The organism is Coprobacter tertius, assembly GCF_024330105.1.
GTDB classification, from domain to species: Bacteria; Bacteroidota; Bacteroidia; order Bacteroidales; family Coprobacteraceae; genus Coprobacter; species Coprobacter tertius.
Genome location: NZ_JANDHW010000004.1, coordinates 241,796 through 265,915 on the forward strand (window position 1 = coordinate 241,796; position 24,120 = coordinate 265,915).

The 24,120-nt window shown below is 41.3% G+C and carries 19 protein-coding genes; 4 read left to right on the forward strand and 15 right to left on the reverse strand.

What is annotated here, in order from left to right; translation table 11 throughout:
* Positions 1-3 precede the first annotated feature (3 nt).
* Together NMU02_RS05835 and hpt are read right to left on the reverse strand one after the other, a co-directional pair.
* Positions 4-576, reverse strand: a complete 573-nt coding sequence (locus NMU02_RS05835) for an adenylate kinase (protein WP_255026594.1) — start codon at positions 574-576, stop codon at positions 4-6.
* A gap of 108 nt (positions 577-684) precedes the next feature.
* Complete coding sequence (hpt, locus tag NMU02_RS05840) at positions 685-1,221, reverse strand: hypoxanthine phosphoribosyltransferase (protein ID WP_255026487.1); 537 nt, start codon at positions 1,219-1,221, stop codon at positions 685-687.
* 322 nt (positions 1,222-1,543) lie between these two features.
* On the opposite strand from hpt, the gene NMU02_RS05845 reads away from it, so the two are divergent.
* Both NMU02_RS05845 and NMU02_RS05850 read left to right on the forward strand, forming a co-directional pair.
* Entirely contained in the window at positions 1,544-3,067 is a 1,524-nt protein-coding gene (locus tag NMU02_RS05845; RefSeq protein ID WP_255026488.1) for an NAD(P)H-hydrate dehydratase, read from the forward strand.
* Positions 3,068-3,092: 25 nt separating this feature from the next.
* Positions 3,093-4,157, forward strand: a complete 1,065-nt coding sequence (locus tag NMU02_RS05850) for a DUF4831 family protein (RefSeq protein ID WP_255026489.1) — start codon at positions 3,093-3,095, stop codon at positions 4,155-4,157.
* Positions 4,158-4,198: 41 nt separating this feature from the next.
* Here NMU02_RS05850 and NMU02_RS05855 read toward each other — a convergent pair whose 3' ends face one another.
* Positions 4,199-5,293, reverse strand: a complete 1,095-nt coding sequence (locus NMU02_RS05855) for a glycosyltransferase family 4 protein (RefSeq protein WP_255026490.1) — start codon at positions 5,291-5,293, stop codon at positions 4,199-4,201.
* A 161-nt stretch (positions 5,294-5,454) separates the two neighbouring features.
* Between NMU02_RS05855 and NMU02_RS05860 the strand changes: the two genes are divergently transcribed.
* Positions 5,455-6,738 carry a phenylacetate--CoA ligase family protein gene (locus tag NMU02_RS05860; RefSeq protein ID WP_255026491.1) on the forward strand — a complete coding sequence of 428 codons (1,284 nt, stop codon included), beginning with the start codon at positions 5,455-5,457 and terminating at the stop codon, positions 6,736-6,738.
* A 355-nt stretch (positions 6,739-7,093) separates the two neighbouring features.
* Here NMU02_RS05860 and argB read toward each other — a convergent pair whose 3' ends face one another.
* From argB to NMU02_RS05885, 5 genes are all read right to left on the reverse strand, one after another.
* The gene (gene argB / locus NMU02_RS05865) at positions 7,094-7,861 is read right to left on the reverse strand and encodes an acetylglutamate kinase (RefSeq protein ID WP_255026492.1); all 768 of its coding nucleotides are present in this window, start codon (positions 7,859-7,861) and stop codon (positions 7,094-7,096) included.
* Between the two features lie 2 nt (positions 7,862-7,863).
* A protein-coding gene (gene prfB, locus NMU02_RS05870; RefSeq protein WP_255026493.1) for a peptide chain release factor 2 occupies positions 7,864-8,980 on the reverse strand; the annotation gives its coding sequence in 2 pieces (ribosomal slippage) (positions 7,864-8,916 and positions 8,918-8,980; 1,116 coding nt in all).
* A 110-nt stretch (positions 8,981-9,090) separates the two neighbouring features.
* Complete coding sequence (locus NMU02_RS05875) at positions 9,091-10,896, reverse strand: AMP-dependent synthetase/ligase (protein WP_255026494.1); 1,806 nt, start codon at positions 10,894-10,896, stop codon at positions 9,091-9,093.
* Between the two features lie 121 nt (positions 10,897-11,017).
* On the reverse strand, positions 11,018-11,914 hold the full coding sequence (locus NMU02_RS05880; protein ID WP_255026495.1) for a helix-turn-helix transcriptional regulator: 897 nt from the start codon (positions 11,912-11,914) through the stop codon (positions 11,018-11,020).
* Positions 11,915-12,098: 184 nt separating this feature from the next.
* Positions 12,099-14,501, reverse strand: a complete 2,403-nt coding sequence (locus tag NMU02_RS05885; protein ID WP_255026496.1) for a glycoside hydrolase family 127 protein — start codon at positions 14,499-14,501, stop codon at positions 12,099-12,101.
* A 262-nt stretch (positions 14,502-14,763) separates the two neighbouring features.
* Between NMU02_RS05885 and NMU02_RS05890 the strand changes: the two genes are divergently transcribed.
* Positions 14,764-15,834 carry a M20 family metallo-hydrolase gene (locus NMU02_RS05890; RefSeq protein ID WP_255026498.1) on the forward strand — a complete coding sequence of 357 codons (1,071 nt, stop codon included), beginning with the start codon at positions 14,764-14,766 and terminating at the stop codon, positions 15,832-15,834.
* Here NMU02_RS05890 and NMU02_RS05895 read toward each other — a convergent pair.
* Genes NMU02_RS05895 through NMU02_RS05925 form a run of 7 tightly spaced genes read right to left on the reverse strand, consistent with a single transcriptional unit; the run spans position 15,824 to position 24,088 of the window.
* Positions 15,824-16,822 (reverse strand): glycosyltransferase family A protein, encoded by a 999-nt coding sequence (locus tag NMU02_RS05895; protein ID WP_255026499.1) that lies wholly within the window; start codon positions 16,820-16,822, stop codon positions 15,824-15,826. The genes NMU02_RS05890 and NMU02_RS05895 overlap by 11 nt on opposite strands.
* A complete protein-coding gene (locus tag NMU02_RS05900; protein WP_255026500.1) occupies positions 16,770-17,816 on the reverse strand; it encodes a glycosyltransferase in 1,047 nt (348 codons plus the stop codon). Before NMU02_RS05900 ends, NMU02_RS05895 begins: the two co-directional genes overlap by 53 nt.
* Entirely contained in the window at positions 17,809-19,281 is a 1,473-nt protein-coding gene (locus NMU02_RS05905) for an O-antigen translocase (protein WP_255026501.1), read from the reverse strand. Before NMU02_RS05905 ends, NMU02_RS05900 begins: the two co-directional genes overlap by 8 nt.
* A 4-nt stretch (positions 19,282-19,285) precedes the next feature.
* On the reverse strand, positions 19,286-20,224 hold the full coding sequence (locus tag NMU02_RS05910; RefSeq protein ID WP_255026502.1) for a GNAT family N-acetyltransferase: 939 nt from the start codon (positions 20,222-20,224) through the stop codon (positions 19,286-19,288).
* Entirely contained in the window at positions 20,224-21,528 is a 1,305-nt protein-coding gene (locus NMU02_RS05915; protein ID WP_354003105.1) for a murein hydrolase activator EnvC family protein, read from the reverse strand. Before NMU02_RS05915 ends, NMU02_RS05910 begins: the two co-directional genes overlap by 1 nt.
* Positions 21,525-22,352 carry a lipoprotein insertase outer membrane protein LolB1 gene (gene lolB1, locus NMU02_RS05920; RefSeq protein ID WP_255026503.1) on the reverse strand — a complete coding sequence of 276 codons (828 nt, stop codon included), beginning with the start codon at positions 22,350-22,352 and terminating at the stop codon, positions 21,525-21,527. The genes NMU02_RS05915 and lolB1 overlap by 4 nt, the downstream gene beginning before the upstream one ends.
* Positions 22,349-24,088 carry a tetratricopeptide repeat protein gene (locus tag NMU02_RS05925; protein WP_255026504.1) on the reverse strand — a complete coding sequence of 580 codons (1,740 nt, stop codon included), beginning with the start codon at positions 24,086-24,088 and terminating at the stop codon, positions 22,349-22,351. Before NMU02_RS05925 ends, lolB1 begins: the two co-directional genes overlap by 4 nt.
* Positions 24,089-24,120 lie beyond the last annotated feature (32 nt).

Below are 24,120 nucleotides of genomic sequence, written 5' to 3' on the forward strand. Positions count from 1 at the left end.
CGATTATAAATTTTCGATCGCTTCAGTGACAGCTTCAAAAATAGAATCTACACTACCCATTCCATGTATGGGTTTATATTTTTTCTCTTTAATATAAAAATCTTTTAACGGAGTAGTTTGTTTATGATAAACATCGAGACGACTTTTTATCGTTTCCAGATTATCATCAGAACGTCCCGAAATCTGTCCCCTTTTCAGAAGGCGGTCGATCAGCTCGGCTTCTTCCACTTCGAGACCGATTACAGCAGATACTTCGGTACCGCGTTCGGCCAACATTTTTTTCAGAGCTTCGGCCTGAGGTATCGTACGGGGAAAACCGTCGAAAATAACTCCTTTAACTCCCTCTTTTTTAGCATCGAGAACTTTCGCCAACATATCAACGATCAACTCATCGGGGACCAACTGTCCTTTAGCGATGTATTCTTCTGCAATTTTCCCCAGCTCCGTACCGTTCTTCATTTCCGAACGCAATACGTCCCCGGTAGAAATGTGATGGAGGCCGTATTTACTGATAATTTTCTCACTCTGGGTTCCTTTTCCCGAACCAGGAGCGCCAAAAATAACAATATTCAACATGTCGTGTTTCATTTAGTTATACTTTTTTTTGATACTGAATTTTCTTTCACAAGTATCTTTCAAGGTATTATTGCGGTCTTACGATACACCGGGCCGTTTTCGCCCTCGTTATTCGGTAATCACGTATATATCTTTCAGATTACGACCCTGCTCGTCGTAATCGAGGCCATAGCCTACAATAAACGCGTTGGGTATTTCCAGTGCGGCATAATCTACGCTTATATCGCATTTCAATGCCTGTGGTTTAAATAACAAAGTGGCCACTCTAATCTCTTTCGGACCTCTCCGGGAAAGTTCATTTATAATGTGCTGAATAGTATAACCGGTATCTACGATATCTTCTACAATCACGACCGTACGGTCTTTAATATCTTCGTTGAGACCCTGAATTTCTTTTACCGATCCGGTCGTTTCAGTACCACTATACGATTTCATACGCATAAAAGTAATTTCGCTTTCTATCTTTATTTCCCGATAAAGATCCGAAGCAAAAACAAAAGCACCGTTCAGAACACAGATAAACAAAGGATTTTTCCCGGCCAACTCCTCATTTATTCTGGCAGCGATTTCCCCTATCGCCAGCCTTATCTTTTCCCGGTTTATATAAGGCTTAAAAGTCTTGTCTTTAATTTGTATGGTGTCCATTGGAGATGAGTAATGAATTAAAGTGACAAAAATACAATAAATAATCTTTTTTATCTCCGATTTAAAAAACAAAATTTATATTTCCGGTATCACCTTTTTTCGAAAAAGAGCTGTCGAGCAAAAACGCCGTAACGATAAAAAAGTCATAAATATGCTTTATCATCGCTATCCTTTTAACGGTGAGATTGCGAATAACTTACAAAAATCGTTATATTTGTCATCGGATTATACTATACCGGGAAAGAATAATACAGTTGAAATACGACCGTATCCCTATAATTTTCCGCGGGCAGTCTAATGCGCAAACAAAAGGATCTCAAAGATGAAGATATTCTTTACAAACGAAACTAAAAAACTCGACGAATATACCATCGAACACGAACCGGTAAGTTCGATCGACCTGATGGAGCGAGCCGCTTCATCGGTTACCTTCGAAATTATTTCACGATGGAAACGAAATACCCGCGTAGTCGTCTTCGCCGGTTCCGGCAACAACGGAGGCGACGCCCTGGCAGTTTCCCGTATGCTTATCGAAGAAGGCTATAAGGTAGAAATATTCCTTTTCAATCCTTTCCAAAAACTATCGCCCGATTGCTCTAAAAACCGGGAACGACTAAAAGAAATAGAAGGTGTTCATCTCACCGAAGTAGTCAAAGGAGATTTTCTCCCTCCTCTTCTCGACGAATATACGCTCGTCATCGACGGACTTTTCGGTTCGGGCCTACGTACAGGACTTACCGGAGGTTTCGCATCGGTAGTACAATACATCAATGCGGCACATCCGCAAGTCGTTTCTATCGACCTGCCATCGGGACTATTCGGAGAAGACAACCGGGACAATTATAGCCGCAATATCATACGGGCCACACTTACCCTTACGTTCCAATATCCGAAACTGGCATTTATGTTGCCCGAAAACGCCGAATATATCGGAGAATGGAAGGTTATAGACATCGGTATTCATCCTGAAATTTTAGACTCTACTCCTTCCCGCTATTTTTACCTCGAACCCGAAGAAATAGCGCCTATCGTCAAACCGAGAAAACGGTTCTCCGACAAACGCGAATACGGGCATACTTTAATGATCGCCGGAAGTAAAGGTATGATCGGAGCCGCCGTACTCTCTACAAAAGCTGCTTTACATACCGGTGCTGGTCTTGTGACCGTACACACCGCACAATGCGGCTATGAAATTTTACAAAGTACAGTTCCCGAAGCCATGGTGCAAACCGACAACTGCGTTGCACATATTACCGAAATACCCATACAAAGACATTATAAAGCTATGGGAATAGGCCCCGGGATAGGCAAAAATGAGGAAACCGCCCGAGCCCTCGAAGCCGTACTGCCTCAGCTACGGTACCCGGTCGTTATCGACGCCGACGCCCTCAACCTGACTGCTTCTCACCAAAACTGGCTGGCCTTTTTGCCGGCCGGAAGCATACTTACGCCCCACATAAGAGAATTCGACCGGATATTCGGCCAACATGATAACATGTACGAACGGCTGGGAAAAGCCGCCGAGATATCGAAACGATATAATCTCATTATCATTCTTAAAGGAGCCTATACCGCAATCATTACCCCGAAAGAGAAAATATACTTCAACAGTACCGGTAATCCCGGAATGGCGACAGCCGGTAGCGGCGATGTACTTACAGGAATACTTACCGGGTTGCTTTCACAAGGCTACGCTTCACATGAGGCTGCCGTACTGGGAACTTTCCTACATGGGATGGCTGGTGACCTCGCTGCCGAAGAACTCTCTGAGGAATACATTACGGCCGGTGATATCATCACCCATATCGGTAAAGCCTTTAAAAAACTAAAATCTTATTTCGATTAAACAGAACATTAAATTCATCGAGTATATGAAAAAATTCACATTACTTCTGTGCCTGTTATTTCCCATATACGGCTATGCCCAAGAAACGACAAAATTTACTGCCGGAAAACATAATGAATACGGACTCGTATATTCTTTGCCTAAAACCGTATTCGATATCGAAGTAGTCGCTACTAAAACCACTCAAAAAGCAGGTCCTTATTATATGTATGCCGAAAGATATTTGGGTGTTCCCGTGAAAATTACCGAAAACAAAGAAAACTGGCAACTCGATCGGGCTACGATAAAAGCCTATGGCATACCGGATAAAGAACAGGAGTATCTCGTAAAATTCAAATCGGGTTCTACCCCTTATATGTATCTCAATAAAGACGGATTGCTGTTATCGGTAAATACCGATCCCGAAATTCCAGCAACGTCACTCACCCAGGCAAAAAAGAAAACCGAATCGGTTCTCGATAACAATAACTATGCGTCGGTTCTTACCGAAGACATGCTTATGTCGGGCTCTGTAGCAAAAATGGCAGAAATAGCCGCCAAACAGATTTACCGCATCAGAGAGAGCCGTCTCGACCTTTCTACCGGAGAATCGGATCAAAAACCGGCCGACGGTGCCGCTCTGAAACTAATGATGCAACAACTCGACGAACAGGAGCAAGCTCTTACCGCTCTTTTTTTAGGAACCGAACAAACCGAACAGGTCGTGAAGCATTTCATCTGGACTCCTAACGGAGATACAGCCAATGAGGTAGTATTCAGGCTATCCGATTTTACCGGAATCGTAGATAAAAATAACCTGAGCGGAACTCCCATATATATGCAATTAAAAATTACCGAAAAAGGAGAAATGCCTATCGATGCTAAAGGGAATATAAAAGAAATGCCAAAAAATGCATTAGCATATTGTATTCCCGGAAAAGCCGAAGCACAACTTACCTATAACGGAAAAACAATTTTCAAAGGAGAATTCCAGCTCTCTCAAGCCGGTATCGTTTATGGTTTAGATCCCAATCTTTTTACCGATAAAAAGGCGCCTTCACATGTTACATTTTACCCCGAAACTGGGGCAATCAAAGAAATCGGACAATAAATAAATTTTTTATTTTTATAAAAAGGCATAAACTTTTTTGTTTATGCCTTTTTTTCAACTACCTCACGCAACAAGTTTTCCCAAATATTCATAATATTTTCTACCGAATATCGCTGCATATTTTTTATCGCATTATGCGACAATTTCTTGCGTAAATTCTCATCTTCGATCAAATAAGAAATATTTTCTTCCAATGCTCCGAAATCATCCGCACCTACCAATATACCGTCTTCCCAGTTCGAGATAATTTCCTCCGGACCCGAGGGACAGTTTAAACTCACTGCGGCACACCCTTGTGACATAGCTTCGATAAGAGCCATCGAGAACCCTTCATATTGAGAAGGAAGAACAAATATAGAAGCTCTTTGATAAAATGATTGCATATCATCTATAAATCCGGGAAACTGAACCCGATCATCGACCTTATAGCGAACACAAAGTTGTTGTAAGTTATTTACCGATTCGGAATTTCCCGTACCCGCTATACATAATTTCCAGTCGGGATATTTATGCGCGATATGCGACCACGTTTCTATCAACCGATCAAATCCTTTTTCCTTATAACGGTTTAAATAGCCTACTGCCAAAATCACTTTTTTACGATCACAGTCTTTTTCAGGAGGTAAAAAAGGCAATGGATCGGGTACAATCACCTTATTTTTAAGCTTAGCACCTACATAATCAAAATCCGCCTTTGTCAGTATAGTTACCCGGTCAGCCAGTTTATTGATATATTCACGCCTTATAGTCTTTAACCATGTACGTTTTACTTTAAAATTTGTATGCTCAGACGATATAACCGGTATATGTAAACCCCGACTTGCCAAAATAACTTTGGGATTAAGAATATAGAGAAAAGAAATAACGGCATCGGGCCGGATTTCCTTAATTATTTTTCTAATCCTTCTGTAAAAATAAAAATTATACGAGATCTTCCCGTAAAGACTTTTCCGGTACTTCCGCTCGGTTAAAGCGACTAACTTTATTCGGGAATCGAGCGGATATTTTATTCCTTCCGAAAGATCGGTCGACAAAACTACTTCATGCCCCCTTTGCGACAATCCGTTACACAGTACTGCCATTACCCTTTCGGCCCCGCCGCCCCGCATCGAAGGTATAAACATGAGTAGTTTCATTCTATTGTTTTTATATCGTATTCGTTCAAATATATAATTTATTTTTTATAAATCATGTATGATTTAATGCTTTTTACGACTTTATAATATAGCGGTCTTTACAAAAAGAAGCCATTTAATCATTTAATAAATGTATATTTGTAAACAATAATATTTTTACCATGTTTCGTAAACTTATTTATCGGTTATACGAAAATTACCGTAACCCATCACTAAAGGCCGATTTCCATTTTTTAATCGAATCGGACCGTTGGTCATTGCCGCAACTACAAAACTACCAAATATCGGCTTGTCGCGAACTATTATTTTTCGCAGCCGCCTATTCTCCCTATTATAAACAGCAGTTTCAGAAAAGCGGTTTTTCCCCGGAAACGTTCCATTCGTTAGAGGATCTGAAAAAATTACCCATAACCGATAAAAAGACATTAACCGAACACAATAAACAACTGCAAGCCGTTTATCCTTTCAAAAAAACAATATATTCCAAAACCTCCGGCTCTACCGGTGAAATACTTTCTTTTTACCGTGACGAGGCTTGGGAATCATTTCACCTGGCATCTATCTTTCGGGGATTATCCTGGTACGGAATTTCGCGCTGGGACAAGTCTGCCGTTCTGTCGGGAAGCGACCCTGGGCAGAAAACCCAATTAAAGATACAAATTCTCGATTTTATCAGAAACCAATTCCGGCTATCTTCTTATAACAAAAGAACGACCGATAAATTTATCGGTCATTTAAACAAGGCGGTATCTATACAAGGCTATTCTTCGATGATATACGAACTGGCCTGCATGTGTAATCGCAAAAACAATTCCTCCTTTCCGAAACTCAAACTTGTAAAAGGAACCTCCGACATGATTTTCGACAGTTACCGGGAAGAGATAAAAAAAGCCTTCGGGAAACCGATTATCAGCGAGTACGGTGCTGCCGAAACCGGAATCATTGCGTTTGAATGCCCCGAAGGTAATATGCATATCAATATGGAAGGGGTGATTATAGAAGAATCCGACGGAGAGATTATAGTAACCAATTTACACTCTCGTTCGTTTCCTATCATTCGTTATCGGTTGGGAGATTACATCCGGTTGGCTCCCGAAGGATATAAATGCCCCTGCGGACGGCAACACCCTGTATTACTCGAATTACAAGGACGGGTTGGAGGCGTAATATGCGGTAAAACAAATCGTTTCCCCAGCGTCATACTTAATTTCGCGTTCAAAGAAATAATGAGTAAATATAATCGGATATTTTCATATCAGGGAATCCAGAAAGAAAAAAGCCGGTTAACCATTCGCATCGCGGAAGCCGAAAACCCGGGTGACAGGGAAATCATAAAGCGAGTATTCGAGCATTATCTGAAAGACGATGTGATTCTCGAGATTCTTTTTTCACAAGACCTGCGTCCCACTCAAGGAAAACGAAATTATTTCATATCAGAAATTTAAAACCAAAACCATACAACGTAATCCATGCAACAGTAAGTGAACACATTCAATTAAAATTTGTAATTCTTAAAAACAAGAATCTCCTAATTTCTCTTTTCTACCGGTATAACAAACAGATAACGATATAGGAGATTCTTGCTAACAATTAAGTTCGCTTATTTTAAAACGAACTAAATCGGTATGGTGATATTATCTTTATTAATAAATATATATCTTTTTTAGGAAATACAAAAAAACAAACGGGGTTCCAACTTCAAAACCGAAGTTAGAACCCCGCTTGTTTCGGGTATAATGACAATTTTTTTATCGGCAAACCCGACTAAAACTATTATTATTACAGTAGAGGAAAAAAATACTATACAATACGGGTACCTCCACCATTAGCGATATCGGAAGCTTGAGTAATAATCACCTCTTTCACCCCCGAGCGTATCGCATCGAATGAATTTTCGAGTTTGGGAATCATACCGCCCTGTATTATTCCGTCGGCCACATATTGTTTGAAAGACGATTCGTTTATCTCGGGGATGACACTATCATCATCGTTTTCGTCACGCAACACACCTTTCTTTTCGAAACAAAAAACCAGTGTCACGTCGAAATATCGGGCAAGAGCTTTGGCCGCCTCACCGGCAATCGTATCGGCATTGGTATTGAGCATATTTCCCTTACCGTCGTGCGTTAACGGAGCCAATACGGGAATAACTCCCCGGGAAATAAGATCGGCGAGTGCAGCACCATCGGCAGCCTTAACATCACCGACATACCCGTAGTCGATCTCTTTTACAGGACGTTTCACCGATAACAAAATATTCATGTCGGCTCCTGTCATGCCTAAAGCATTAAGCCCGCGTGCCTGCAAGCCGGCTACAATATTCTTGTTCACCAGGCCGCCATATACCATAGTTACCACTTTCAGGGTTTCAGCATCGGTAATACGGCGTCCGTTCACCATACGACTCTCTATACCGAGTTGTGACGCAATGCGAGTAGCCGAACGCCCTCCACCATGAACCAGTAACTTTTTTCCTTGAATACGGGTAAATTCCGACAGCAAACCGTTCAATGTTTCGGATTCTTCGACAATTTTACCACCGACTTTTATAATCGTAAGTTTTTCCATCGTTATACTTGTTCTCCACCGAATTCCATCAGGTATGCTTTAATGAAGTCATCGATATTCCCGTCCATCACGCTTTGTACGTTAGAAGTCTGATAATTGGTACGGTGATCTTTCACGCGGCGGTCATCGAAAACGTAGCTACGAATTTGCGATCCCCACTCGATTTTTTTCTTTCCGGCCTCTACCTTCTGCTGTTCTTCCATTCGTTTTCGCAATTCCATTTCATACAACTGCGATTTTAATAAACGCATGGCATTTTCGCGGTTATCGAGCTGCGAACGGGTTTCGGTATTTTCGATAAGAATTTCCCGAGTTTCCCCGGTATCGGGATCTTTATAATTATAACGCAAACGTACACCGGTCTCCACTTTATTTACATTCTGTCCTCCTGCACCTCCCGAGCGGAATGTATCCCAGGTAACATCGGCCGGGTTGATATGAATCTCGATAGAATCATCGACCAAAGGCACAACAAAAACCGAGGTAAACGAGGTCATACGTTTTCCCTGCGCATTGAAGGGAGATACCCGTACCAGACGATGCACACCATTTTCCGATTTTAGATATCCGTAAGCGTAATCGCCCTCGATCTGTATCGTGACACTTTTGATTCCCGCTTCATCTCCTTCGAGAAGATTGGTAACGGTAACCTTATATTTATGGTCTTCGGCCCAACGTATATACATACGCATCAGCATCGATGCCCAATCCTGGCTTTCGGTACCTCCGGCTCCGGAATTTATCTTAAGTACGGCTCCCAATTTATCTTCCTCACGACGCAGCATATTACGCAGTTCGAGATCTTCGATAATCTCTTTGGTTTTTGCATATACCTGGTCGAGTTCTTCTTCGGTAATCACCTCCTCTTTAACAAAATCGAAAGCCAGTTCTAATTCTTCTACTGCCTTATCGGCTTCATTATATCCTTCAACCCAAAATTTCAGACCCTTGATCTTCCGCATCTGCGCTTCCGCCTTTTTCTGGTCGTTCCAGAAGTCGGGAACATGAGTACGCAGTTCTTCTTCTTCGATTTGTATCAGTTTCTCATCGATGTCAAAGATACCTCCTCAACGCCAACTTGCGTTCTTCAAGCTCTTTTAATTGTTCTACTGTAATCATATTGTTCCGTTATTAATTTTTTAAATGCGCTGCGAAGATAATAAAAAAAGTCTGCCGTTCGTACACCAAGACTTGCGACAGACCTTATATATTCTGTTTTTGACTAAAAATCACACATACATCGCCTCTATTTCGGCCCGATACATCTTATTTATAATCGGACGCCGTATCTTAAGCGTATTGGTAAGTTCCCCGGCCTCCATACTGAAAGCTCTGGGTAAAAGCGTAAATTTTTTTATCTGTTCGAAACGGGCAAAATTTTTCTGAAGTTCATTGACCCGCTCCTGTATCAGTTTCTGTATATTCTGATTTTTTATCAGTTCCTCGAGATTACGATACTGTATTTGTTTTTGCGCCGCATATTCCTTCAATGCTTCAAAAGCCGGGATAATGATTGCAGTCACATATTTCCGCTGATCTCCGATTACCGCAACCTGATCGATATACTTATCTTCTCCGAGCTTTGTCTCGATAGCCTGAGGAGCAATGTATTTACCATTAGAGGTTTTAAAAAGATCTTTTATACGTTCGGTAAGTACCAAAGCACCGGTAGAGGAAAGATTACCGGCATCTCCCGTACGAAACCATCCGTCTTGGGTAAAGACCGCTTGTGTTTCGAGCGGTTTTTTATAATAGCCCTTCATCACCGTCGGGCCTTTTACCAATATTTCGTTGTTCTCCCCTATTTTCACCTGTACTTCGGGCATTACAGTACCTACCGTCCCGATTTCGTACCCGACGGTATCGAAACAGGTTACTGTCGCAGTCGTTTCGGTAAGACCGTATCCGTAAACGATATTGATGCCGCAAGTATGCAAAAATTCGTTGATCGTATCGGATAAAGGAGCCCCGGCCGTCGGGAAAATATTTCCTTTGGGAATACCGATAGCTGCCCGCAGGCGAGTAAACACGACTTTATCGAAAAATTTATATTTCAATTCGGTCCATAAAGGCGCTTTACGACCTGTACGCGCATAACTAAGATTACGTTTACGGCCTACCTCGAGAGCCGCCGACATCATTACTTTCTGTATTCCTTTGGCCTGCGCGATTTTCTCTTGCACGGCCGTGTAAACTTTCTCCCAAAAACGCGGCACACTGCACATTATGGTAGGCTGTACTTCCCGTATAGTTTTCTGAATTTCTTTCGGATCGAAATTAATGGCGACCCGTATTCCTGATTCGAGGCAGAAATAAGTCCACGCCCTTTCGAAAACGTGGGTTAAAGGAAGGAAACACATCGAAAGATCTTTATCGGAAACCATATTGAGTCGATCGATATGTATACGCATTGCCTGCCGGTAATTACCATGAGTAAGCATCACGCCTTTGGGTTCTCCGGTAGTTCCCGAAGTATAAATAATATTACAGAGATCGCTATCGGTAACTTTACCCGAACGTTCTTCAACAACATCGTCTCGCTGCGAACGTTCTCCCAAAGCCATCATTTCACTGAAATAAACCGAAGTAGTATCTTCATCGTCTTTTTTTACCTCGGAATCGAGAATAATGAGTTTCTCGAGTACTGGAAATCTTTTTTGCACCGCACGGGCATTATCATACTGGAACTGCTCCCCAACAAAAAGGAAGCGTATTTCGGCTTCTTTTATAATATACTCGATCTGTGCTTCGGAACTGGTAGCATATAAAGGAACCATCACAGCTCTATTAGAATAGGCGGCAAAATCGGCAATAAGACCTTCTGGCCGGTTTTGCGTATATGTAGCCATATTTTCCTGCTCATTCACGCCCATTTCTACCATCGCTTTGGCTATATTTTTTACCTGAAGGGCAAATGTTTCCCAAGAGGTAGAAATCCAGTTCTTTGTGTGAGGGTCTTTATGGCGGAATGCTTCACGGTTGCCATACTTCTGTTTCTGGCGACGAATTAAATTTGAGAAGTTTTCAATTATCATAAAATCGATATAAAATCTGCGGCAAAGTTAATCAATAAAACCAATCAAAGTCGATTTTAAAGATATTTTAGTCTCGATAAATCCTTTTCAGTTATTTATTATATCCGAAAAGTACCTATATTTAACAATAGCGAGCCATTGTTTGTTCTAACATTTCTTTTATTCGCAGGCGTAAATTTTCGGGTGAAACGACCTCTAACCGGTATCCGAAGGAAAGAATTTCCTGGCAAAAATCGTAAGTAGGTTTCAACCGGTAACGGAATAGCGTATAGTTTTCTCTCTGCTCGACTTCTTCCTGAGAATGATGTAACGGCAAATCCCTGAGATAGTTATCTTGTCCGTCATAGGCCTTGACCAAAATGGTTACGGGATGACTTTCATCCTGCACGATACCGAAATAATCGTACATATAAGCCGCTGGAGAAAAACCAGCCGGGAAAACAAAACGCTTTCCGATAGCGGTAAGGGCAATCATCCGGTCGAGTGCATATACACGTAAACCTTCGTAACGCGGAGTACGTGCGATAAGATACCATCTTTGTTTAAAAATTTTAAGGAAATAAGGCTCTATTTCATATTCCGACGGAACTGAACGGTTATACCCACGGTAAGTCAGCCGCAATACCTGATTATCGCGAATCGCTTCGATGAGAGGAGCCAGAAACCGTTGCCCTGAAGGGATATTTTCGAAAATAATGCGGTCACGCACTCTATGGCTCTCGTTTATCAGATCGCTCACCGCAAACGTATTCAACAACCAATTACGCACTCCTCCTTTTGTAAACTCGTCTGCGTCTTCGATATAATATTCGTACGTACTTTTATCGCAGTTGATATTAATATCGAATAGATCTTGTATCGCTTCCCGGTGATTATGAAATGTACGCAAGGGGATCTCTTTTCCTTCGGAATAATCGGTTTCGATCCACTTTGCATTTATTTCCTTTAAGGTAAGACGACGGTTTCGGTAAATCGTATTTACCAACCAGATATAACGGTTAAACAAGTTCTTCGCCATCGTGATAAAAAATTATTTATAACTTACGACAAAAGTAAATATAAAACACCCCGTAACCGACAATTAAAGAAACTTTTTTAAAACCTTCTTATTTATATCACATATCGCGTTCGGATAAAACAAACGACCGGGAATCAGAACTGTAATCCCAGCCGTTTGCATTCGTTATATAAAATCGGTTTACTTACTCGACCGTGCGTATCTTGCATCCGAAAATTCCGCCGGCTATATTCCCCGGAAAAGCTTCGATCTTAACGGTTACTTTGTTTTTACCCGAGGTTATTTGACGGGGTATCGTATAAACACGATCCATTAATACATCGTATGTCTCGGTACGCAAAGTTTCTTTAGAAATCAACTGATTATCTATGTAAATACCGAAATGACGGTTACCTCCGTCGGTGCTGTGATATGTCAGCACCAATTCCTGCAGTTTCTCGGGATCGACATTCATCGTATAGGAAAACCATCCGTCGAAGGCATCGCGCCATCCCGTGCTTCGGTCTGTACGGGTATTGCACCCCTGTAAATCATGTTTATTTTCAGAAATCTCATTCCCGATAATCACTTCGTCTATAAGTCTCAATTCATCATACAAACCGGCTTTTATCGTTTTTCCATCGAAAGGAAGCCATACTTTCATTTCTCCGGCTCCCCGGTATGCTCTTGCATAATACGGGATAAGGTAAAGATATGAATCGGATTCGGTTACATTTTTCCGATCAGATGAAATATCGTATTTTTTTCCTGTCGCTTTGATCTTATAGATCCCCTTCAGCGGGTCGGATGATTCTCTAACTTCGAAAACAGCATCGAGCGGTAACGACAGATTAAATACTTCTCCTCTGTTATCGGCGAATTCGGCACAATAAACCAATGGCCCCCTCTCGACAGCGACTGCCCCCCTATTGTCTTTTACCGCTTTATGAGAAAGAACTTCCCGTACTTCCATCGGGATGGATATACTTATTTTATCTCCTTTTTTCCAACGACGTTTCAATACCGCATATCCTTTTTCGGCGGCAAACGAATAGGGAACCCCATTGATGCTTATCTTCACCTCTTTTTGTTTATCCTCGGTATATCTATACAGATCGGAGGGAACGGCTTGATTCTGCGCCCACCCCGGAATACGTATTTTCAAATCGAATTTACCGGTTTGCAATGCATCGACCGTTATATCGACCTCCCCTTTCCAGGGATAGTCGGTTTTTTGTATTAATCTTACATTTTTTCCGTTAAAATCGATATCGCTGGTATTCCCAATAAAAAGATTGGCATATATAGCATTTTTATCAGTCGCATATACATAACCCGGCACAGCAGGAATAAACCGGGAGAGGTTGGTAGGACAACACGAACAATCGAACCACAAACTTCTTTCCTGTCCTTTTCTACCCGCTTCAAGAACATTGGGATAAAAAAACTTATCACCGCTTACCGATATACCGCTCAACACCGTATTATAGAGGGAACGTTCCAATACATCGATATATTTCGATTCTCCGTGCAACCTAAACATACGTAAATTGAACATACAGTTTGCGATCGAAGCGCAAGTCTCACAATAAGCAGATGCGTTAGGCAGTTCAAAATTTTTTCCGAAAGCCTCATTTCTGGGCAAAGCTCCCAAACCACCTGTAATATACATTTTTTTACCGACTATATTGCTCCAGATCGAATCGATAGCTTCATGGTATTCTTCGTCGTGCATATACATGGCAATATCGGCCATTCCGGAATAAAGATATAAGGCCCTGACAGCATGTCCTTCCGCTTCTCTCTGCTCTCTCACCGGCAAATGATCTTGCCAATATTTACCGTTTTCCCTGAGATCTTCTGAAAATTTATCGAACTTTCTTTTACCCCTGCTTTCCAGAAAAAAACGCGATTGTTTCAGATATTTTTCATCCCCTGTAGCTTCATATAATCTAACGAGAGCCATCTCGATCACTTCATGTCCCGGCGCCATAACAATACCGTTTTCATGAAAAGTATTACAGACCAGATCGGCATTTTTTATAGCGACATCGAGTAGTTTTCGTTTTCCGGTCGCATAATAATAAGCGATAGCCGCCTCGTAAAGTTCACCGGCGTTAAAGGTCTCATGGCTGACATTCCAATCCAACTCCCACCGTTCTTTTCCCACCCAAGGGTGCAAGGGATTATTAATGGTACGATTGGTAAACAAATATCCGTCGGGTTCTTGTGCCGAAGCGATAATCGTAATTACACTGTCGATATATGCCTCGAGCGACGCATCTTTTTTCACCGACAATAAATAAGAGGCTCCTTCGATAATTTTATATACCTCAGCATCATCGAAAGGAAACATCGACTGGTACTTGCCTTTTTTCAAACCGCCAGCAATCGCAAAATTATCGATATAACCCGCTTTCTCACTTCGTAAAAAAGCATACGGTATCGTTTTACACCGGATCGTATCGATACGCGGTTTCCAGAAATTATCGTTAAAATGTACGGCAGTGAACGGTACGGTACGAATGGGTGCTCTCCCTTTTCCGCTGACTTCCGAAAAAACGGAAATCGCCATTATCAAGACCAAAAGAAGAATAATTTTTTTCATTTTTACGACCGATATTTAAAATTAAAGCATTGTGAATCCTTTTCTGTTTACTCCTGGAAACAATCTTTTACCATTCCTCCTTAACAAATCTTCATATAATCTTAGGCATATATGCGACTAACTATGTACAAAAATATATCAATTATAAATGCTGGTACGGACTGGTATGTATGTTTTTAAACATATATCGGGCGAAAACTAACCTTATTCGATTATTCCGTTTTTATTTTTTAACTTTGCATCAGACAAAAACGTATCCGATATGAGTACCGACGAACTTTATTATGCATCGATCGATCTGTTGAAACAATTAATCGCAATTCCTTCCCCGAGCCGGGAAGAAAAGGACGTCGCCGATGTTATAGAAAAATATTTGAAAAAAAACGGGATGTCTACATACCGGCAAGGTAATAACATCTGGTGTATCGCCGAAAAATACGACGATAAAAAACCGACCCTTCTCCTCAACTCCCATATCGATACGGTAAAACCTGTTTCGGGTTGGAAACATGACCCTTTTACCCCGATCGAAGAAGACGGCAGAATTTACGGATTAGGCAGTAACGACGCCGGAGCCCCTCTGGTATCGCTATTGCATTCATTTTTTTATTTACAAAGCAAAGAACAACCTTATAACCTTATTTTTCTGGCGTCGGCAGAGGAAGAAGTATCGGGCAAAAACGGAATAGAAAGCGTACTGGATAAACTACCGCCTGTTACACTTGCCGTTGTAGGAGAGCCGACTGGCATGCAGCCGGCAATCGGAGAGAAAGGTCTGATGGTGCTCGATTGCCGGGTATACGGCAAATCGGGCCACGCCGCCCGAAACGAAGGAGACAATGCGATTTATAAAGCGCTAAAGGTAATCGAATCTCTCCGGGATTTTCGTTTTCCGAAAACATCCGAAATACTCGGCCCGGTAAAAATGAGCGTTACTATGATTCAAGCCGGTACCCAGCATAATGTAATTCCCGACCGATGCGATTTTGTCGTCGATATACGCACAAATGAACTTTACCGGAATGAAGAAGCCTTTGAAATATTACAAAAAAATATCGATTGTGAAATGGCGCCCCGATCATTCCGGCTAAATTCGTCACGTATTTCGACAGACCACCCAATCATCGTACGAGCATCGATATTGGGACTGACTCCATTCGGTTCTCCTACTCTTTCCGATCAGGCTCTCATGCCATTTTCTTCCGTTAAAATCGGTCCGGGAGACTCCCGACGATCACATACCGCCGACGAATATATCGAAACCGGAGAAATACGGGAAGGTATAGAGCTATATATTAAATTACTCGATCAACTGAACCTTCCTACCGAATAAGCCGACGGATAATAATGTCCTGTCCGCGACCTCCTCTACTAACATACCGGTAGAGCATTCGCCATATCTTACGACGGGCTATAGTAGGAGATAAGATTTGCATAAGCGTATCGAACATTCGGTCTCCCTGTTCCCGGTTATTTTCTTTCCTGTAACGGCCAGCCAAAAACAAACGACGAGCATGGGCCAACGCAGCATACTCTTTTTTTCTGGGGTAATTACTTTCGGCAAGAAGAGTAGCCGTCTTATCTATTGCAGCCTCGTGACGAGACATTGAATCGATATAAAAATCACCTGTTATACTATCGGAATGTCTATTGATAATTACCAAAGAAGGACGTTTAAGCCAAACGACTTTACGGGTATGCATCAGTAATCGAATTCCCATATTCCAATCTTGCCATGCCTGCAAATCTTCATCCCATCCTCCTATCGCTTTTATCGTATCGGTCCGTGCCACATAGCATTGGGTTGAAAACATCGTATGTACGATTTGATCTTCGATTTTTACCGAAAAACAATGACGTTTTTTACGCATCCGGCCATCGGGAAAACGAAGCCAGGCTGTAAAACCGACTACATCGGCAACCGGATATCTTTCGATCGCATCAGCGATCCGTTGTAACGCATCCGGCACAAGTTCATCATCGGAATCGAAAAACATCACCCAAGGTGAGACTGCCTCCTTTAAACCTTTATTTCTCGCTGCATTCGCTCCGGGTTTGAGTTCCTGTAATACATCGATTCTGAAATCGTCTGTACTGTTCTCTGCCTGCAAACGATAGCATAAACTAAGCGATGCATCATTCGAATTATTATCTACCAGAATAATACGAAACGGACGGTAAGTCTGATTCCGCAACGAGGCAAACGTTCGTTCGAGATAAGAGACCCGATTATATACAGGAATTATGACGGTAATTAAAGACATGGTCTTATAATTTGTTTTTAATAACGAACAGATGATAAACTTTACGTAATTTGCCATATAAAAAATATATGACCGGAGATAATACTTTATCGGTTACACCCCAATATAGTAATCGGGTACATACAGATAACGACTCGCTATTTTCTTTTATCAGACGGTATGCTTCCCGAGCATATTCACCTTTCCCCGCTCTTACAGAATAACGCATTATCAATGCAAACTGTTTTTTGGAATAGGGTTTCAAACGGCTCATATCCAAGTTAAAACAACGGGCAAGGGCATATCGCAAACGAAACATATCGATAGAAAAACGAAATGCCTTCTCCGTATCCCACTGGTTACTTACCGAAGGACGCCCTACCCGGTAAACCATCGTTTCTCGATCGAGATAATGAACTTCACCCAAATGCATACAAACAGCAGCCAACTGAATATCTTCACACAAGTAATCCCTAAATAGAGCCGTATGCCGGCCGTAAAATTCGTATACCGGCTTGAACCGATATATTCCTGTAGCCGGAATTACATAGGGAGTCCCTCTCTGATGCAATAATTTTATAATCGAGTCTTCTCCCGTTTGTATCTTTTCTCCCGGATCGTAACGCGAATCCCGCGCTCGTAAAGTAAAATTTCCGGTTATGGTATCGTACACACGCCAATTGGCGTGTACCATCATTACCGCCGGATGTTCTCTCATGTATTCTACCTGCTCTTGCAAACGGCTTTCACCGATCCAAAAATCATCTCCCGCACAGTCGGCGATATATTCTCCCCGACAAACGCAGAAAGCGTCAAAATAATTTTTTACCGCACCTTTATTTTTTTTGTTACGAACATAGCGTATCATATCGGGGAAACGACTCTGATAATGTTCACAAATTGCTGATGTTCTATCTATAGAGGCATCGTCGGCCAATATAATCTCGTATGGGAAATCGACTTTCTGCAAAAGAACACTATCGATTGCCTGAGCGATCGTATCTTCCTGATTATAAGTTATAATAATAACCGATACTACAGGCTTATTTATTTTATTACCATTATCATTCATTTTTCCCCCGTTCTTTATTCCCTATAAGCTTTAAAAGCCGTTTTAATGTAATGAAAAAAATCACAACCGTGAATCCTCCGGTCAACATATAACCGATCAATCCGGGTGAATAATACAACAATAACGAAATGAATAAAGCCGAAGCTAATCCTCCGAAAAGATATAACATTACTCCGCGTTCGAGTTTCAGAGAATAATACCGGTATGCCAAATACCAGATACCGGCCAGATACAATGCAAAATTCAGTAAAAACGCAAATCCGAGTCCATAAAGATTGAAAAAAGAATATAAAAATACGTTACACGCCAATGTGATAACTGACGAAATCAATTCGGAAAACAAAAATAACTTCGATGCGCCTTTCGCGATAAAAACATAACCTATCGCCCAAGATACTGCTTTGAGCAAGATTCCCGGAGCCGCAAACAAAAGATAATCTTTTACAACTAAAAAATCGGCTGTATATAGCAACCGGATAATACACTCCTGCAAAACTATAAACAAACAGATACCCGGAATAAGCATGAGCAACGATATTTCAGCCTGTTGATTAACCGATTTTTCCATACTCGCATTATTATCGCTTGCAGCAGCCAGTCTGGGGAAATACTCGGCACTCATGGCAATAAAAACAAGTCCGACATATTTATCCACCAATGTAAGTCCGGCTTGATAAAATCCTTCACCGGCCATACCCGACCGGTAGGTAACATAAGAATTAAAAATAAGCTGGAAAAGCGTCGTTATAAAACTGCTCACCGTCATAAATATACCCAATACGGCAATGGGCTTTCCTTTCAGATAGGTTTGGGCAAGTGTTAATTGCTCTTTATCAAAACGGCGGCGACGATAAAAAAGAATGGCGACCAACGAAGCCAATGAAGATAATACAAATGAAGGTACGATCCCTTTTATTCCGAAAAAGTAATATAAAGGAACCGATATGATCAGTGAAAGGAAAGTTCCTGTGACAGAACTTTTCGCAAGTACTTTTAACTGTCTGGTACCTTGCAAGATTGCTTGTTCTCCGGCAAACAAAGCATTGAACAATAGGGCACAAGATAAAAATACATAACCCCAGGTATAACTAGAATCATGGAAAACCATACGGCTTAAAACCGGAGCCAGAGATAGTAATACGACCGCCCCCAATAACCCGGCAAACCAAGACCACCGCCTCACGACAGTTATTATCGTGCTGATAATAGTAGCATTTCCGTCGGCCTCTGCTTTTGAAATATCTCTTACAGAACTACTACGAAGACCAAGTCCGGTTAAAGAAGTTACCATATCGACAGACATTCCGAAAAGACGAATGATACCGACACCTTCGGCGCCTAACCAAACCGCAATCACTTTATTTTTTATGACCGAACAAACTATATTGAGAAATTGTACCCCGCCGAACAAGCCGGTAGCCTTTACAATACGCCGATAAACAAATGTCTGATCTTCGCCGGTCATTCTTTTATAAAATTATTTCATAAATATCGTAATTGATTCCTCGACCACCAAACCCTTCTTTATAGGAGATAAGTCCTTCATTCAGAAAAAATCCGTTCTCTTCAGTCGATTGTCCGAATTCAAAATATTTTTTTCCGGCACATCTATTCTCTATCAAATAAGAGAATAACATATCGCTTGCTCCACACTCTTTGCCGACATGAGAAGCGGAAGAATACTGAACATGCATGACCGGGCCTCCATCATAAATAACGCAGCCAGCTATCGTTTCATTGTTTTTACGAGATTCGAATAGACGTATTTTTTCGGGGAAACGCTCTTTCAAATAAATGATTTCTTTCAAGGAATGCACTGGATTTACTCCATAACGTTCCTGCAAGTTTTCGGTTAGCACTTTCCAAAACGGTTCAAAATCAGACGATTCTCGAACGGCTATTCCCATATTATGCGCCATTTTAACAGAGTGACGACGTGATTCGTTATAACGAAGACGATTCTCCAGTAATACTGCTGTCGAGAGATTTCGAGCCATTAATCGAGCATTATTCCGAAACATCGCATAAAGATCTTCTTCTGCCGGATAACGATGATAAATATGCGGGATACATTTATACACCAATCGAAAAATTCCAACCGACCGTAAATAATGCAATAAAGCGGTAAAAATTTCGAGAACAGCCGTAGCCGTAATTTTAAAATTCATCACCAGGCCACCGTAAGTAAGACCTTGGTGAGAAAAAAGAGTATCATCTTTCCGGTTTGCCGGTAAAAGTCCCAAAAGTTTATTTCCCTCGAAAAACAGTAACGAATAATCAGTAAAACGATCGGCATGATATTCCATATAATCCCGTTTAAATAGAAACGTACCGTTTTTGGAACCGTCAACAAAACGATCCCATTCGTTTTTCATAGCTGCGTTATATTTTACAATCTCTATTGCCATTACTTATCGAGCCATGTTTCGGGATTGAGTTTTGTCGTTTCTTTCCAAAGCTGGAAGTGCAACACGGTGCGGTTACCGTCTTCAGGATCGGAATAAATTTTCCCGATCGACTGACGAGCCGATATCTTTTCCCCAGTCTTTACATAGACTTCACTCAGATTTGAATAAATCGTCAGATAATTACCATGACGAACAATTACCGAACTGTTATATCCCGGCATAACGAATACTTTGGTAACGACCCCCGCAAAAACCGAACGGGCTACCGTACCCGGGGTGGTTTGTATATCTATACCACTGTTTTTTATCTGTACATATTTCAGTTCCTGATGTTTCTGTTGGCCAAAGTGTCCCACAATCAAATACTTGCCTGAAAGAGGGAAAGGTAAACGCCCCTTATTTTTTTCAAAGCTTCCGGATAATTCCCGTTCAGCTTTGGTCATGGCATAACCGCCCTGAGTCTGAGCATGGCGTTCCTCCGGTTGATTTTTATTGTCATCCGCTCCTTTTTTCGTACCGCCCTGAGCCCTTTTTCGTGCGGCTTCTTCAGCTTTTCGAGCTTCCTCGGCAGCTTTTCGAGCCTCTTCTTCAATCAGGGCCTCGATGCGTTTGTCCAAAGCGATTGCTTGTTTGTTCTGTTTCTCAAGCTCCTTCTTCAAATCTTTTTCTTTCTTTTTAAGTCCGGCAACAACCTCCTGTTGCTTACCTTCTTTTGTTTTCAGATCATTGGCTACCTGAGTCCGCTGGCTCAATAATTTTTTCTTCGCCTGCATGGTCTTTGCCAGCTCTTCTTTCCGAGCATTTAACTGCACTTGCATGGCTTTTATAGCTTCGGCCTCTTCTTTGCGCCAAGCGGAATATTCCTTAAGATAACGAATACGGCGATAAGACTGTTGCAACGATTCGGACGAGAAAATAAACATCATGATGTCGTATCCCGAACGATGATTATATATCCCGCGCATAGCTTTAGCATAAGAATCTTTTTTTATTTTCAGGTCTTTTTCAAGTAAATATACCGTATCGGAAATCGCCCTTTGCTGGCGATTAAGTTCGGAAAGTTCTTTATTCAACAAATTGATAACCTCATGCTGAGCCGAAATTTGACTATTGAGCAAACGCAACTGATTAAGACTACTTTTAGTAGTCTTTTGTGTAGTCTTCAGGAGTTTCTGGGTTTCGGCAATATTCTTCATAGCCGTTTTACGCTTGTTCTGTAATTCGCGAATTTGCTTCGATTGTCCCGAAACCACACCACAGCTTATACAAGCGAGAAAAAATAATATGAAGATCCTACGCATCATTTCAAAAATATTTTAAAGAGATCCGTCATTTTTATCCTTCGGTATTGAGAAGGAACAGAAAAGTCTATTTTCTGTAACGAATTCCATTTTGGACTATTATATCCGATATTGATTTGTATATTTTTACTCAATCCTTGCGCATCGATACGAACTTTCCCAGGATACCACCATCTGTCGGAAGGAGTCAATAAAGAATAGGCCCAGTTAAGCCTGACATTCCCCGACCCTGTTTCCGCATTTATTTCGGTCTGTTCCAACCGGCAACCCGAATCGGTTGTAAAACGGAAAGAAATCCCTTCTTCATTTACCGGCACGAAGCTCCAACCTTGACCGGCACGGCTAAACGAAAAATATCTGAAATCTTTTATCGAAATATCATCCTGTCCCGAAATAAAAGGACGACCAAGAAATAACGCCTGTAACGATACCAGATTAATATCTACAGGCAAACTTTTACGATAATCGGCTAAAGACTCAGCCACATAATAACCGTTTATACGATCTACCGCAAAAAGGCTATCGGGAGTTACTCTTATACGGGCAATCTCGATACCGGCAAAAGGCTGTACTGATATTTGCAGAACCTTATCTCTGATTATACGTACATTCGCTTTAGTCGATACCGTACCGGAAGAAGTCGCCAGCGAAAGACTGATTTTAGCCGAAAACGAATCGTATCCGGGATAATTCGCTAATAATTCGGAAAAACAACTTTTCTCCGAGTTTATCTCTTTCTGCTCTAAACTACCAGTCGTTTTTGAAGATTTACATCCCGTAAAGAGAAGCATAATCAGAACCAAACAACCTGTCAGAAAACGCTTCATTTCTCGTAATATTTTTTATCCTTTATCTTGCGTAACAAAACGTCCGATTCGCTGCCGGCTTCTTTCGCTTTTTGCCAATATTCCAGCGCCTCGTCGGCATCTCCCAACATAAACATAACATCGCCATAATGTTCCATCAGTTCGGGACTGTGTTCCGGGTCTTTACTAAGCGCACTTTGTAAGTATAACTTCGCCAAAGAATAATTGCCTTGCTGGAAAAAAATCCAACCGTACGTATCGAGATAAGTCGCATTATCCGGTTCGAGTTTAACCGTTTCACCACTCATTCGCTCTGCTTTATCGAGATCTTTCTTTTCCAACGAAAGATAATAACTGTAATTATTCAATACACCCACATTTTTGGGGTCGTAAGTAAGAGCTTTCTCATACATTTCGTATGCTTTTTCAGGCTCACCCTTGGCATGATAACTATCTCCAATCTGACCATAAAGATCGGCTATCGCAGTCGGACGTTCTGTTCCTACATTTTCCAATCCTTTTTGGAATATCGCAATCGCTTCATCATATTTTTTCAACATAATATAACTCCCACCCCAATACAAATAAATATCAGCTATTTCGGGAACATATTTTATCGCATTCTCTCCGATCCTGATTACGTCGTCATACTTTTCAAGAAACATAGTAATACGCATCAGTTGCACCCAATTCCCCGCAACCGCCGGAGAAAGATCAACTACAATCTGCATTTGCTCCTGGGCTTCCGAAAAACGTTTTTGAGAAATTAGAAAGTCGGCATACAATTTATGTATCCCGTCTTCTTGAGGATGCATATCGAGTAAAGCGGCAAACAAATCGTCAACTTTTCCGATATCTTCTTTCTTTTGCAACAGAAGATTCAAGTAATCAGTCAGGATCGATAATTTCATACCGACATCGACTTTATCATTAAGCAAGGCCGTATATATCTGTTTTTCAAACTCTTCCTTATTACCTATATGATTATAATAATTGGCCTTCGACATCAGCAAATATCCGTTATCCGGTTCTATCTCAGCTGCCTGATTATACATTTTCAACGCCTCATCGGGCTTGTTGTCGTCGAGATACAAATCTCCCAAAAGAACCATATATCCGATATTCCGAGGACTGGCAGCAATAAGCCGATTCATTTCGGCATATGCCATATCCGGTTGATTCAGGGCTTTATATAATTTTACTTTTTGCAATGTAATCGATTCCATTATACCCATCGAATTCTCCATGCGATTAAAAGCATCGATTGCATTCTGATATTCGCCTTTTTTAGTATAAGCATCGGCTAGCATATAATTCAATTCCGGTTTCTTAGGATTATGACTGATCAAATTCTGATAAGCAATTATCGCTTCATCCGTATCACCCAAATTACCGGCAAGATTAGCCAGCATCATCCCGTACCAATAGTTATCAGGAGCTTCAGCCGAAGCCGTCTTGATCAAATCATAAGCCGGTTGAGGCTTATTCATTTGCAAATACAAGGCGGCAAGTGCATACTTTGCAACAGCACTTGCTGTATCTATCGCTGCTGCCTGTTGCATTATATCGAACGACTCGTCTGATTTACCAGCCTGTGCCAACCGGGTTGCTTCAAGAAATAGATAATCGAATTTACGCTGTTCCTGAGGAGACAAGGTTTCACGGTCATACGTCGTGTTCGCCGATTTCCGAGCGATACCGCAAGAAGTAAAAAATACTGATATTAATAACAGACATGCAAAAACCGATTTAGACATATTGCTTCGTTTTCAAAAATTATCTTTTTATT

Excerpts from the sequence above, each read along its gene's own strand:
- lolB1 (WP_255026503.1), bottom strand. The coding sequence starts at position 22,352 with ATGAAGCGTTTTCTGACAGGTTGTTTGGTTCTGATTATGCTTCTCTTT.
- NMU02_RS05890 (WP_255026498.1), top strand. The coding sequence starts at position 14,764 with ATGAGTACCGACGAACTTTATTATGCATCGATCGATCTGTTGAAACAA.
- NMU02_RS05915 (WP_354003105.1), bottom strand. The coding sequence starts at position 21,528 with ATGATGCGTAGGATCTTCATATTATTTTTTCTCGCTTGTATAAGCTGT.
- NMU02_RS05875 (WP_255026494.1), bottom strand. The coding sequence starts at position 10,896 with ATGATAATTGAAAACTTCTCAAATTTAATTCGTCGCCAGAAACAGAAG.
- NMU02_RS05905 (WP_255026501.1), bottom strand. The coding sequence starts at position 19,281 with ATGACCGGCGAAGATCAGACATTTGTTTATCGGCGTATTGTAAAGGCT.
- NMU02_RS05895 (WP_255026499.1), bottom strand. The coding sequence starts at position 16,822 with ATGGCAAATTACGTAAAGTTTATCATCTGTTCGTTATTAAAAACAAAT.
- NMU02_RS05855 (WP_255026490.1), bottom strand. The coding sequence starts at position 5,293 with ATGAAACTACTCATGTTTATACCTTCGATGCGGGGCGGCGGGGCCGAA.
- NMU02_RS05900 (WP_255026500.1), bottom strand. The coding sequence starts at position 17,816 with ATGAATGATAATGGTAATAAAATAAATAAGCCTGTAGTATCGGTTATT.
- NMU02_RS05885 (WP_255026496.1), bottom strand. The coding sequence starts at position 14,501 with ATGAAAAAAATTATTCTTCTTTTGGTCTTGATAATGGCGATTTCCGTT.
- NMU02_RS05880 (WP_255026495.1), bottom strand. The coding sequence starts at position 11,914 with ATGGCGAAGAACTTGTTTAACCGTTATATCTGGTTGGTAAATACGATT.
- hpt (WP_255026487.1), bottom strand. The coding sequence starts at position 1,221 with ATGGACACCATACAAATTAAAGACAAGACTTTTAAGCCTTATATAAAC.
- NMU02_RS05835 (WP_255026594.1), bottom strand. The coding sequence starts at position 576 with ATGTTGAATATTGTTATTTTTGGCGCTCCTGGTTCGGGAAAAGGAACC.
- NMU02_RS05845 (WP_255026488.1), top strand. The coding sequence starts at position 1,544 with ATGAAGATATTCTTTACAAACGAAACTAAAAAACTCGACGAATATACC.
- NMU02_RS05850 (WP_255026489.1), top strand. The coding sequence starts at position 3,093 with ATGAAAAAATTCACATTACTTCTGTGCCTGTTATTTCCCATATACGGC.
- NMU02_RS05910 (WP_255026502.1), bottom strand. The coding sequence starts at position 20,224 with ATGGCAATAGAGATTGTAAAATATAACGCAGCTATGAAAAACGAATGG.
- argB (WP_255026492.1), bottom strand. The coding sequence starts at position 7,861 with ATGGAAAAACTTACGATTATAAAAGTCGGTGGTAAAATTGTCGAAGAA.
- NMU02_RS05860 (WP_255026491.1), top strand. The coding sequence starts at position 5,455 with ATGTTTCGTAAACTTATTTATCGGTTATACGAAAATTACCGTAACCCA.
- NMU02_RS05925 (WP_255026504.1), bottom strand. The coding sequence starts at position 24,088 with ATGTCTAAATCGGTTTTTGCATGTCTGTTATTAATATCAGTATTTTTT.